The sequence below is a fragment of the Methanobrevibacter sp. DSM 116169 genome, assembly GCF_046197865.1.
Classification (GTDB): Archaea; Methanobacteriota; Methanobacteria; order Methanobacteriales; family Methanobacteriaceae; genus JAHKLT01.
In genome coordinates, this window is sequence record NZ_CP166990.1 from 1,178,094 (window position 1) to 1,191,238 (window position 13,145).

Genomic DNA, 13,145 nt, shown 5'->3' on the forward strand with positions numbered 1-13,145 from the left:
ATAACTTGTAATTGATTAATAAATATTTTAATAATATTAAATGGATTTGATTTATTATTTAATTAAAAAATTTCTTTTTAAACAATGTTGATGTGAAAATCAAACACAAGATTTTAAAAGAAATTAAACAAAAAAGAACCTTTAAAAAAATAATTTGATCAATTATATGCCGTTGAAGAGGTTAAAATTGAAGCTGGTGCTACTATGTTTCATAAGAACTATCTAAATTAGAAAAATCAAAAATAATATTTTTTTGGCTGATCCTCAATAAAATATAATTAATACAAAAAATATAATATTAATTATTAAATTTTAAAAGAGAATTAAAATGAAAGTAAAAAACAATATTATATTAGCTTTAGATTTAACAAATCTTTATGATACTCTTACATTGTGTGGTAAACTTAAAGATAAAATTGATACTGTAAAAATTGGTTATCCTTTAACACTTGCTGAAGGAACAGAATCCATAATGGCTATTAAAGAAAATTTTAATTTTAATGTGATTTGTGATTATAAAGTAGCTGATATTCCTGCTACTAATTCTAAAATTTGTGATATAACTTATGGTGCTGGTGCAGATGCAATAATTTGCCATGGTTTTGTTGGTCCTGATAGTGTTGAAGCATGTTTAAACTCAAGTATTAATCATGAAAAAGAACTATTCCTACTTACTGAAATGTCTCATCCAGGAGCTTTAAAATTTATTCAAAAAGATGCATTTGAAATAGCTGAAATGGGTCGTGACATGAATATTACTAATTTTGTTGCACCCTCAACAAGACTTGATAGATTAGAAGAAATTAGAAATATTGTAGGTCCTGATGCCAATATTATATCTCCTGGTGTTGGAACACAAGGTGGAGATCCAAAAGAAACTTTAAAATATGCTGATTCTTTAATTATTGGTAGAAGTATTTATGAAGCAGATAATCCAAAAGAAGCTTTAGACACTATTTTAAAATCAATTATTTAATTTTAAAAAGATATATCCAGCTAATTCATAGCTAAGTTCAAATAATATAAAAAACACAAAGCTTTCTATTTTTAAAAAACTGAAGATAGCTAATATTAAAATAGCTATTTTCATTGTAAATCTATAATCAAAAAAGAATTTTAAATATTTACTTTTTGAATATAATTTTTCATTATCATTACCTAATTCATCAATAAAAGCAGCTATTAATGATATTATTAAAGGAATTAAACTTATGTTAGGAATTCCAAGAAATATTAAAACTATTATAAATGTTATAAGTGTTGCAATATGATGAATTCCATCTATTTTAAAGGCAATAAGATTACCAAGCAATATAGCTATAAAAATACAAGCTGCATCAGAATTTAAAAAGCAAACAACAGCCGTAATTAAACCACATAAAATACCTAAAATTACAGAACTTAATTTATTGTGATTTTCATCATATTCATCATCTGAATATTTCATTAAAAATCCAGATAATGCATAAAAAAGAGGAATAAAAAGATAGTTCATATAAAATCATTAATTTATTTTATCTAATGCACCAGCTAAAATTAGTGGAAACATTACTGTTGCATCTCCTATAACAGTAGCTAGGTTAGATTCACATTTAGCTTTTGACCAAGATTTTGCTTCTTCTAAAGGAGCTCCGCTTAAACTACCGGATTCTGGTCTGTCCATTGTAATTTGAATAGCTGCATCTATTCCTCCTTTTAGAATATTAGAAGCTAGTGCGTAGTGTTTTGGAAGACCTCCTCCTAAAAAGATTCCTCCTACCTTTTCACTTTCAAATACTATATCTGATAAGTAATGCATATCTTTAACTGCATCTACTATAAAATCATTATCTTGTGTAAACATCCATAATTGCAATCCAAACATACTATCAATTAAACCTGGTGCAAAAATAGGAATATTCTTTTTTGATGCGTTATAAAGTATAGAATTTTCATCATCTATTAAAAGTCCAACTTCATAAAGTAAATTTTGAATAGAAATTACTTTATTTTTAGATGAAATTTCAGCAAATATTTTTGTTATTTCTTTTTCAAATGTTTCAAAATCATCTGATTTTGTAAATACATCTCCAATTCGACCAATACCTGCAGAACTTAATTCTTCATCAGATGATTTATAATCTTTATAGTGGCGTCCACCAAATGCTTCTAATAAATCATGTGTAATATTTGCACCACTTGTAATTAATAAATCAATTTGACCTTCCTTAATCATAGAACTTACAATGTTTCGAAGTCCTCCTGGAACCATTGGTCCAGCCATACTTAAAAAAACACCCATATCCTCATCATTAATCATATTAGCTAAAATATTACATGAATTTGCAACTCTACCTGAACCTAATACTCCAGAACTTTCAAATTCTCCGATAAGTTCAGATACTTTCATATCTTTTTTAATATTTAATTGATTTATTTCCATTTAAAGCCCTTATTCATTTGTTTCTATTGGGAACTTATCAAAACTAGTTACAGACCTAATTAAATCTTTTCGTGTTACAATACCAATAGGTTTTCTGTCATCTTCATCTACAATAACTAATCTGCCAATGTGTTCTTTAACCATTTTATCTAATGCACTAGCAAGTGTTGCTGTTTTATTTATAACTTTAACTTTTTCGCACATTATTTCTTGAATTTTTAAGTTTTCTTGACCTTTAGCAAAAGCTTTAACAATATCTGTTAATGTTAACATACCTAAAATATAATCATCTTTTATTACTGGAGCTCCTTCAATAAAATTTTCAGATAGAACTAATGATGCATATCTTAAATCATCTTCCGGATCAAGATAAATTAAATCAAAACTTCCAATGTCCTCAATTGTGTTTTTTGGAATACTTCTGATTGTTTTAGTATCAAGTAATACAATATTATCCATATCATCTCTACCAACAACTTCCCCAATAATACCTAAATTATTGACAGGTGTTGGGCCTATTCTTACTTCATCACCTAATTTTAAGTTTTTGATACTACCTAAAACTTTAATAGCTGCTTCACATTCTCCAGGATGAGGAATACTTGTAAATTCTATTTTAGCAACAGATAAATCTTCCATTTTTACATCATCTTTATATATTGATACATCAAATTGATCATTAGAAAATGAAATATTTAAATTATGATATGCCTCTACAGTAGGTTTATATCCTCCCCTTGGGCCAGGAACTCCTTTAACAAGTCCTAAACTACGAAGAGATTGCATTTGATTACGAATAGTTCCTGGATTTCTATTCATTACCTCAGCTATATCTTCACCCTTTATAGATTTACCTTCGGAATTTTGATAAAGGTTTATTAAACTTTGCAAGATTTCTTTTTGTACAGATGTTAACATTTAAGACACCGAAAATATTAATAAAAATCATTAATTAATTAATTTTTGTTTAAAAAACCTTATATAGTTAATGATACTTCAATGAAAAAAAATAATTAGTGAATGATGAAACAATTATTCAACATATTGCTTTAAATCATTTCTAATAATTGATGATGCACCAAATTTCTTAATTCCATCAATCATTTCAGGGAATTTATTTTTAGGAATTAATACATTGAATTGAGAAAATTTCTTACCTGTAGTAATTGTCGGTTCATCAGAACATAATTTATTTGAAAGTAAATAATCAGTTATTTCATCAGATTTTTCATTAATAATATTAAATTTTACATCAAAGAAATCTCTAGCCACAATAGCTCCAAATAATTGTTTATATATCATTTGTGCTTTTTCCATTTTTTCTCCTGTACAATTTGCACCTGCATATAAACCTGCAGAAGAATGTAAAATTGTTTCAAGTTCTTTAAGACCTGCCTTTCTTAAGCTATTACCAGTTTGAGTATTATCAACTATTAAATCTGCACCTTTAGCAATATAAACTTCAGTTGCTCCATCAGAATTAATAATTTGAACATTTTTATTATCTCCATCAACTAAGCTTCTAACTTGGACAAAAGGAACAGAATCTCCGAAAACTTCTTTATAACCTTCATTATCCATGAAAAATTTTCTTGTTAAATTTGGATATTCTGTGAAACATAAAATAGGAGTGTCTCTATCTTTATTTTTTCTAAAAAAATCAGTTAAATCATCATATGGAGATTCATCAGGAACAGCTACAATTAAACGTGTTTGACCATAATTTAAATCACCAATTTTAGTAATTTTATTTTCTTTTAAAACTGATTCCTCTTTAACCCAATCCTCACCAACAATAGATAAATCAACAATTCCTCTATTAAGTTCAACAGGAGTACTTTGAGGACGAGTTAAATATGCAATGATATCTTCATCATTATTTATTTTTATTTCATAAGACTCATTACCAGGTTCATAACCTTTAACATCATATCCTGCATCAACAAATAGCTGATAAGTATTTCCCCTATTTACATTGTTTAAACTTCCTTTTGGAAGCCCTAAAATAATTTTACTCATTTTTTAACACCAAAAAATAATAATTTTTAAAATATAATATAATAGTATATTTAATTCATATTATAAATAAATTCTATAAAAATGAAAAAATAAATTAATTAGATAATACAAATTAATTATATTATTAAAACTGAGAGTGAATTAATGAAACTAGAAGATTTATTAAAAAAATGTCCTGAATGTGGTTCACAAGATAAAAAAGCAGTTAGAAAAATTGTAGATAATCATAATGCACATGCCGTCTTAGATGCATTTAAATGTGATAATTGCGGTTTTATTTTCGAAAAACATGAACCTCAAGAAGATGAAAAATCTGAAATTATTAAAAAATTAAATAAATTATAAAAGTGGTAAAATGAGTTTCCATGTAATGATTATTCCAACATTAAATTGTCAATCAAATTGCAAATATTGTTGGGGAAGTGAAAATACAGATGAAATAATGGATAAAGAAATAATAGATAATACTATAAAATGGTTAAAAGATTATAGTAATGATCCAGTTCACTTTACATTTCATGGAGGAGAACCACTTCTTGCTGGCTATGATTTTTATAGCTATGCATTAGATAAACTTAAAAATAATACTAATTTTAATGGTTTTTCACTTCAAAGTAATATTTGGCTTTTAAATGAAAAACTAATAGATTTATTTAAAACTTATGATGTTTCAATAAGTACTAGTATTGATGGGCCTAAAGAAATTAATGATTCTCAGCGTGGAGAAGGTTATTTTGATAAAACAATGCATAACTATAATTTAGCTAATGAAAATGGCGTGAACATTAATTTTGTATCAACTATAACCTCTAAATCCATTGATAAAAGTGATGAAATTTATGATTTCTTTAAAAATAATAATATGAATTTAAAAATTCATGGAGCATTACCATCCCTTCGAGGAGATAATGCAGACCCTTGGGCATTAGATGCATCAGATTATGGTGAATTATTAGTTGAATGGTTAGATAAATATTTATATGATTTAGATAAATTTTCAATAGTTGATTTAGATCATATTTGTAAAAGCACATTAAGGCGTAGAGGAACATTATGTACTTTTGCAGATTGTATTGGAACAACATTAGCTATAGGTCATGATGGATCAATTTATCCATGTTATAGATTTGTTGGAATGGATGAATATGTTTTAGGAAATGTTAAAAACAATCCATCAAAAGAAGATATAGAAAATTCATCTGCATGGGCTAAACTTCAAGAATTTAGAACTTATGTAAGTGAAAATTGTAATAGCTGTAAATTTCACAAATATTGTGAAGGAGGGTGTCCTTATAATGCAATAGTTGCATATAAAACACCAAAAGCAGTAGATCCTCAATGTGAATCTTATAAAAAAATCTTTGAAGAAGTTTCAAAAAGAGCTAATAAAGAATTTTTAAAATCAGCTGTTCCAGGAATGAATACAAAAAAAGATGATGATAAATTTAGTATTATGGATTTAATGATGAAACCATAAAATTCATAAAAATCCACCCTGATATTCTGCACCACCACTTACATCATCCCAACATTGAACACAATATTTTCCTTCCGAACCTGTGTAAACCCCACATGATGGGCAAATTTGTCTACGATCTGCTTCTGCATTTTCTCTTCGAAGTTTTTCAAGATATGTTTCTTCACTTTCCACTTCTTCTTTTACAGGTTCAGTATAAGTTTTTGCAACTTCATTTTCTTCAATTACATCCGAATTATCAGTGCTATTATTTATTGTAATATTTGATATTTCAGTTCCATTATCTTGATTAAATATTAATAAACTAAATCCTATTGACATAATAATTACAATAGCTATAAGAATTATTATTAAAAAATCTTTAGAATTCATATTAATCCCTTCTAAAAACTCTATAAATTTTATCTTTAACTATTTTAAATAAAACACCAAAACCATGACTTATAGGATTTTTAGTAGATCCATCAACATCATAGCGAACTGTTATTGGAACTTCAACTATTTTTAAATAATCTTCTGCTGCATCTGCAAGCATTTCGCTTTCAATTCCAAAACCTGTATCTCTGAATTTGAAAGAATCACAAGTTTTTTTGGAAAATGCTCTGAAACCACTTTGTGAGTCTGTTACATCTACACTTGATGAAATATTAGTAGCTATATCTAAAACTTTTTGACCAACTCTTCTATAAGAAGGGGTGTTTTCTTCTGGACCATTTAAATATCTACTACCGTTTACAAAATCAGCATTTCCCTCAATAATAGGTTGCAATAGCTTAGGAATTTCATCTGGATTATGTTGACCATCTCCATCAATAGTTACAATAATATCATAATAATCAAGAACATCAAAACCAGATTTAAGAGCCATTCCTTTACCTAAATTTTTACCATGCGTAATTACTTTTGCACCTGCAAGTTTAGAAATTTCACTTGTTTTATCAGAACTTCCATCATCAATAACTAAAACATCATCAACATATTGTAAACATCTTAAAACTACAGATCCAATAGCTACTTCTTCATCATATGCAGGAATTAATGCAATAGAATTCATTTTAATCTAATCTATAATATTTTCTCATCCATTCAACGGTTTTTTTAATTCCTTCTTCTGGTGAAACTTTAGGATCATGTTTTAAATCACGAATAGCTTTTGAAAAATCAATTGTTTTAACTTTTGTTGTAAAATCTTCTGCAGGAGTATATTCAACTAAGGAATCATCAACACCAACAGCATTTAAAACCATATCAGAATATTCTTTAATATCTCTTTCCCATTCTTGGCGACTACCCACATTATATGCCTCACCAGCTTTAAAATTATCAACAATATTTGCAAAAGTATTTGCAGTATCCCCTACATAATCAATAATTCTTTTATGGCCCATATGTACAGAATAAGGTATTTCATGTAATGCTCTATAAATAAATATAGGAATAAAACCTTTATAAGGAGAATATGCTTCATGTGGCCCATAACAATTAACTGGACGAACTCTGACTGTTTCAGTATTATACATTGTAGCTGAATTCATACACATTAACTCCCCAGACCATTTAGAAATTGCATAATCATTCATTTGATAAGTATCAGATATTGGATTTTTTTCCATTACATCCTCACTCATAATTCCATCGAAATCTCCATAAACTTCTGCAGATGAGAAGAAAATCATTCTAAAACCTAATTTTTCTTGAAGACGAATCATGTTTTTTGTTCCAATAACATTTGTCTCCCAAAGGTTTTCATAATATCTTTCTCCATTCCATCTACCATATTCAGCAGCTAAATGATAAACATAGTCAAATTTTTTATTTTCATCGAAAATTCTTTCAATTTGGCGATAATTTCTTACATCTCCCCTTACATAATCAGCATATTCATCAGCATATAAATCTGCTTCTTGTTCATTATGTAACAAGTCACAAGCTAAAACTTCATGACCTCGAGATCTTAATTCATTAACTAAATTGGTTCCAATAAAACCACTACCACCAGTTACTAAAATTCTTTGAGATTCCATATTATCACTTAAATAATTGATTTCATATATTGAACTAAATCTTTTTTAGCTGCATCATCATCCATAGCAAATTCTATAGAAGTTTTAAGCCATTCTAATCTATTACCTATATCATAAGTTTTTCCATCAAAAATAGCTCCGTAAATTTTATCTAATTTAGATAATGCATCAGTAAGTTGGATTTCACCACCAACACCTGGTTTAGTATCTTTAATTAAATCAAATATTTCTGGTGCAAGTACATATCTTCCCATAATAGCTAAATTTGATGGTGCTTCATTAGCAGGTGGTTTTTCAACTAATTTATTAATTTCATAAATTCCATTCTCACATTCAATTCCATCAATGATACCATATCTTTCAACTTTTTCTGTAGGTACTTCTTCAAGAGCTATTGAAGATGCACCAGATTTATTATAAGTATCTATAAGTTGTTTTGTACATGGCATACTACCCTTAGTAATAGTATCTCCAAGCATTACTGCAAATGGTTCATTACCAATATGTTTTTTTGCACAGTATATTGCATCGCCTAATCCTTTTTGTTCTTTTTGACGTACATAGTAAATATCAGCTAAATCGGTTATTGCTTGGATTTGTTCTAAGTATTCTTCTTTTCCTGCTGATTTTAAAGTATATTCTAGTTCAAAAGATTTATCAAAATGATCTTCTATTGATCTTTTTCCTTTTCCTGTGACGATTAAAATATCATCTATTCCTGAAGCTACTGCTTCTTCAATTACATATTGTATTGTAGGTTTATCAAAAACTGGTAACATTTCTTTTGGTTGTGCTTTAGTAGCAGGTAAAAATCGTGTACCGAATCCTGCTGCAGGTATTACTGCCTTCATTTAACCACCTTATTAAATTATTGAGTTAATAATAAATCTGTGTTAATACTTATAAATAGTTTATTCTTATTAGCTATTTATCCTCAAAACAATCAAATAAAAAAAACGATAATAAAAAATATATTTTAAAAAGTAAAATTAAATTAAATATAAAAAGGAAGTGAATAAACATTAATAGTTTATTAAAATTATAATTTCGACAATATATTTAAATTTAATTAACAACTAAGTTAATTCATTTTCATATTTTACAATACAGTCATTAAAAATAACCAAATAAAAATATGAAATTAAGGACATATATAAATTTTGGAATTTTTGACTATAATATTCCAAGTTAAAAGGAATATTAATAAAATTAAATTATTCAAATAAAAAATAAAAGAAGTTTTAAAAAGTGCGGGAGACGGGACTTGAACCCGCGAAGGGACTAACCCAATAGGCCCTCAACCTATCGCCTTTGACCACTCGACCACCCCCGCATTAAAATTATCTAAAAATAACATTAATAAAAGCAAGTATTAAAAAATATATTTTACAATGTATTTAAAGTTTACTATTTATATAATCTGAATTTTAACTATCATTTCATGACCATCTTTCAAATCATTAATTAATTTTTCATCTAAATCAATAGCTGCTTTATTTGAATTTATCATTAAAGTCCTTGAACATGTAAATGAACTTTTACGACACACAATGTCAGTTGGATGATTACAAGACAAATCTTCATGACCATGACCTATAATTTCATCATATCCATTTAATGTTTTAAGTATAACTTTAATTTTTGTATTAGAATTAGCTATTTTATTTTTAAACTCATCTGAAAAATCATTTAAAGATTTATCCATAGCTACGCCAATAATACAATCTCCTTTTAAAGTTAAATCTTTATCTTTTGTAATTTCAAAAGTAGATTTATGTTTAGATAAAACATTTTCATGTCCTTTAGTTTTAATTTCAAAAATCATTAAAAATATTTTATAAAATATTCTATTTAAATATAATTTAAAAGAAATAATATTTTAATGAAAGGAACTTATTGTCTCATAATAGAATTAAAGAAAGATTCTAAAATCAAAGTTGGAAGTTTAGGTTTTATAAATTTTAAAAAAGGTTTCTATATTTATGTAGGTTCAGCTATGTCATCACTTGAATCAAGAGTGAAAAGGCATTTATCATCAAGTAAAAAGAAACATTGGCATATTGATTACCTACTTTTAAACTCAAACTCTCAAATAATTGATGTTATATTCAATATTTCTGATAGTAAAATTGAATGTGATTTAGCTAAATACATATTAAATGATGGTTTAGTAGTTGAAAATTTTGGTTCAAGTGATTGTAAATGTATATCACATTTAATTTATTTTGAAAATAAAAATAATTCATTACAAATAGCTAAAGAAAGTTTTAATAAATTAGATAAAACTTTTCATAATTTAAATTACTTTAAAGAAAACTTTTAAGATTTTTCAATAGTTTTAATTAATGAATTTGCTTGTTTTACAATATTTTTCTTTTTAAATGCATTAGCTATTCTTTTAACAGCATCTAAATTTCTTAAATAATTATCAAGCCATGTGAAAATATCCCCAGGATATATCTGAATTTGGTAATTTTTAAATAATTTATCTGAAATATCAATAGGATCTAGTCCTCTTAGCCTATCTTCAATAATAAGTTCTGAAATACCTCTTTGAAGACAATCACAAAATGGTTTTTCTTTACATGAACATTTTAAAAAGTCAATTTGAAGTTTTAATAAGGCATCTTGGAATTTTGAATCTAATTTGGAAATATTTTCACCAGATGATATAATATCCAATGTTGATTCTGAAAATAAACGAGAAGAAATATTCATTTTTAATGAACTAGCTAATTTTGAATGAATAAGTGGAGATAAATATGCATTTTCAATTAAATCTAATTCCATTGCAATATATTTAACTTTTAAATAATCCATATTAATTTTTTCATTACTATTCATTTTATTTAAAATATTGTATTCAATCTTATTAGAACCTAAATTAAATAACTCTTTTAAGTAGTTTTTATTATTTAATGAATTTTTAATAAAATCTGCATCAGAAACACTTAAAAATGACATAGCTACTGCTCTACCATATACAGTTACTTTAAATTTATCTTTATCTACTTTTATCATAGATTTAGATGAAAGTTCACCTATAATTTCTTCAAAGTCTGCTGGAATTTTAGTTTTTTTGTATAATTGTTTTAGTTCATAAATATCTCGAACAGTAAATGATGAAATATCTGCTAAAATTTCTTCTAAAGCATCTTCATATGTATAATCAATATGAACCTTCTCAACATCACTTTCTAAAAGATTTAGTGCTACTACTTCTTCATTTTCACCATCAAAACTATTAGCTATTTCTGGAAGCAAGTATAATTTACCTAAATCATGATAGCTAGGTCTACCTGCCCTTCCTGTCATTTGTGAAAATTCATTTGGGGAAATCCATGAATTACCCATTAACATAGAATCAAATATTACTTGAGAAGCAGGAAAATCAACACCTGCTGCAAGAGCTGCTGTTGTAATTACAGCTGCAATTTTACCTTTATCAAAATCTTTTTCTATTTTTTCTTTTTTAAAATAAGATAAACCTGCATGATAAGCCTTAGCATTAATTCCTTTATTTGATAAAAAATTAGAAAGTTGATGAGTTTTACGTCTTGAATTGGTAAATATAATACTTTGACCTCTAAAACCCTTCGAAGAAGTAGTATTATATTCATTTACAATAAGTTTTCGAATAATTAGGCGTTTTTCAGATTCATTTCTATTATAAATTAAATGTCGCTCAATTGGAACAGGTCTTTTAGAATATTCAACTAATTTAGCATCTAAAATATCAGCTAAAAATTTTGGATTTTTAACTGTAGCGGATAATGCAATTGTTTGAGAAGAAGGATATAATTTTTTAATTCTATTAATTAAACCATTCAATCTAATACCTCGATCAATATCATCTAATGTGTGAATTTCATCTATTAAAATAACACCTAGTTTTTCTAAATCTTTATAATTTCCACTACGAATTAAATAATCTATTCCTTCATATGTACCTACTATAATATCTGCATCTTTAACATTAGAACTTTTAAAATTAAGTTCTCCTTTAGCTTTTATTCTATTCATTCCTACTTTAATAGCTATTTTTAAACCTAATTTTTCATATTTTCTTTTAAAGTCCCTATATTTTTGATTTGCAAGTGCTACAAGAGGAGTTAAAAAGATGAATTTTTCTCCTTTTAGTGCTTTTGGTATTCCTGCAAATTCCCCAATTAATGTTTTCCCACTTCCTGTTGCAGAAACCGCTAAAATATTTTCATCTTTTAATAATCCTTCTTTAATAGCTAAAATTTGAATTGGAAGAAGTTTTTCATTTCCATTTTTAATTAAAATATCTTTAAATTCATTAGGTATTTTTAATCTACTCATTTCAACTTCAGGTACTTTAAGATTTAAATCTGAATCGATTTTATCAAATAATGTTAAATTTGGATTTTTTAAAGGATCGAATTTGTGATCAATTACCTTAATAACTTCTTCTAAATCATGTGTTTTATCTAATAAATCTTTAAAGTTTTTAAAAACTTTTTTATTATATCCTTGAGATTCAAGTTCTCTTTTAATAGTATTTATTGCACAATCATAACATATAGTTTGGTTGTTATATTCAAAACTACTTTTTGAATTGATTATGGTAATAATTCCATCATTCACACAAAAATTACAAATATTTGTAAACCTAAAGCTTACATCATTGGTTTTTAAGAAATTTTCTAAATCTTCATCTCTTTCTGTTAAAAAAACAGCTTGATTTTTAAAAAATCTTAAAACTTGTGAAGGAGAATAGAATTTTTCCTCATCTTCATAGCTAGCTATGAATTTATTAATAGATAATTGATTTTGATCTCTTTTAAACTTCAAAGACCCTACAAATTTAGGTGTTCTTTTACAATTCAATGCTCCTTTAGCAGAACCAATTGGAAAAACCTCATAAACTCTTTTTTTAGGTTTAATAATAATCATTATAATTAACTTTTATTTTTAAAATTTATAAAACTAACTTTTTTTAGTAATTAATGATAATTGCACTTCAATTTTTGAAAATTAGAAAATTATTCTTTAAAATAAAAATCTACATCTTAAAAACTGTTATTTGATATTATTTTTTTAAAGTTTTTACAGATGTTACACTTGAAATGCATGTCTAATATATTAAAATTTCAAATGAAAGCTTAAAAATTATTATTTGACAAAATTTTGATAAAAATAGTATATCATTTAAAAATTAAAATTGAGGGATAATAAT

Annotated in this window: 14 protein-coding genes and 1 tRNA gene; 4 read left to right on the plus strand and 11 right to left on the minus strand. The window is 26.2% G+C overall.

Annotated features, from left to right (window positions below):
* Positions 1 to 328 precede the first annotated feature (328 nt).
* Complete coding sequence (gene pyrF, locus ACA134_RS05800; protein WP_409199478.1) at positions 329 to 976, plus strand: orotidine-5'-phosphate decarboxylase; 648 nt, start codon at positions 329 to 331, stop codon at positions 974 to 976.
* Here the strand turns inward: pyrF and ACA134_RS05805 are convergent.
* The 4 genes from ACA134_RS05805 to ACA134_RS05820 form a co-directional block, all read right to left on the minus strand.
* Positions 965 to 1,495, minus strand: coding sequence for a hypothetical protein (locus ACA134_RS05805; protein ID WP_409199479.1), 531 nt, complete (start codon positions 1,493 to 1,495; stop codon positions 965 to 967). The genes pyrF and ACA134_RS05805 overlap by 12 nt on opposite strands.
* Positions 1,496 to 1,504: 9 nt before the next feature.
* The gene (locus ACA134_RS05810; protein WP_409199480.1) at positions 1,505 to 2,422 is read right to left on the minus strand and encodes a deoxyhypusine synthase; all 918 of its coding nucleotides are present in this window, start codon (positions 2,420 to 2,422) and stop codon (positions 1,505 to 1,507) included.
* Positions 2,423 to 2,431: 9 nt separating this feature from the next.
* Entirely contained in the window at positions 2,432 to 3,340 is a 909-nt protein-coding gene (locus ACA134_RS05815; protein ID WP_409199481.1) for a CBS domain-containing protein, read from the minus strand.
* Positions 3,341 to 3,454: 114 nt separating this feature from the next.
* Entirely contained in the window at positions 3,455 to 4,441 is a 987-nt protein-coding gene (locus ACA134_RS05820) for an ATP phosphoribosyltransferase (protein WP_409199482.1), read from the minus strand.
* A 144-nt stretch (positions 4,442 to 4,585) separates the two neighbouring features.
* On the opposite strand from ACA134_RS05820, the gene ACA134_RS05825 reads away from it, so the two are divergent.
* Positions 4,586 to 4,786: a TIGR04165 family Cys-rich peptide gene (locus ACA134_RS05825; protein ID WP_409199483.1), complete on the plus strand. Its 201-nt coding sequence runs from the start codon at positions 4,586 to 4,588 to the stop codon at positions 4,784 to 4,786.
* 10 nt (positions 4,787 to 4,796) lie between these two features.
* Entirely contained in the window at positions 4,797 to 5,918 is a 1,122-nt protein-coding gene (locus tag ACA134_RS05830; RefSeq protein WP_409199484.1) for a TIGR04083 family peptide-modifying radical SAM enzyme, read from the plus strand.
* 3 nt (positions 5,919 to 5,921) lie between these two features.
* On the opposite strand, the gene ACA134_RS05835 is transcribed toward ACA134_RS05830, so the two are convergent.
* The 6 genes from ACA134_RS05835 to ACA134_RS05860 all read right to left on the minus strand — a co-directional run bounded on the left by ACA134_RS05835 (position 5,922) and on the right by ACA134_RS05860 (position 9,767).
* Positions 5,922 to 6,290: a hypothetical protein gene (locus ACA134_RS05835; protein WP_409199485.1), complete on the minus strand. Its 369-nt coding sequence runs from the start codon at positions 6,288 to 6,290 to the stop codon at positions 5,922 to 5,924.
* 1 nt (position 6,291) lies between these two features.
* Positions 6,292 to 6,972 carry a glycosyltransferase family 2 protein gene (locus ACA134_RS05840; protein ID WP_409199486.1) on the minus strand — a complete coding sequence of 227 codons (681 nt, stop codon included), beginning with the start codon at positions 6,970 to 6,972 and terminating at the stop codon, positions 6,292 to 6,294.
* Position 6,973: 1 nt separating this feature from the next.
* Positions 6,974 to 7,942, minus strand: coding sequence for an NAD-dependent epimerase/dehydratase family protein (locus ACA134_RS05845; RefSeq protein WP_409199487.1), 969 nt, complete (start codon positions 7,940 to 7,942; stop codon positions 6,974 to 6,976).
* A gap of 8 nt (positions 7,943 to 7,950) precedes the next feature.
* Positions 7,951 to 8,793 (minus strand): UTP--glucose-1-phosphate uridylyltransferase GalU, encoded by an 843-nt coding sequence (gene galU / locus ACA134_RS05850; RefSeq protein WP_409199488.1) that lies wholly within the window; start codon positions 8,791 to 8,793, stop codon positions 7,951 to 7,953.
* 398 nt (positions 8,794 to 9,191) lie between these two features.
* Positions 9,192 to 9,275, minus strand: a tRNA-Leu gene (locus ACA134_RS05855).
* 78 nt (positions 9,276 to 9,353) lie between these two features.
* On the minus strand, positions 9,354 to 9,767 hold the full coding sequence (locus ACA134_RS05860; protein ID WP_409199489.1) for a DUF371 domain-containing protein: 414 nt from the start codon (positions 9,765 to 9,767) through the stop codon (positions 9,354 to 9,356).
* A gap of 57 nt (positions 9,768 to 9,824) precedes the next feature.
* On the opposite strand from ACA134_RS05860, the gene ACA134_RS05865 reads away from it, so the two are divergent.
* Positions 9,825 to 10,265: a GIY-YIG nuclease family protein gene (locus ACA134_RS05865; RefSeq protein WP_409199490.1), complete on the plus strand. Its 441-nt coding sequence runs from the start codon at positions 9,825 to 9,827 to the stop codon at positions 10,263 to 10,265.
* On the opposite strand, the gene ACA134_RS05870 is transcribed toward ACA134_RS05865, so the two are convergent.
* Positions 10,262 to 12,862 carry a DUF5814 domain-containing protein gene (locus ACA134_RS05870; protein ID WP_409199491.1) on the minus strand — a complete coding sequence of 867 codons (2,601 nt, stop codon included), beginning with the start codon at positions 12,860 to 12,862 and terminating at the stop codon, positions 10,262 to 10,264. The genes ACA134_RS05865 and ACA134_RS05870 overlap by 4 nt on opposite strands.
* Between the last annotated feature and the right edge of the window lie 283 nt (positions 12,863 to 13,145).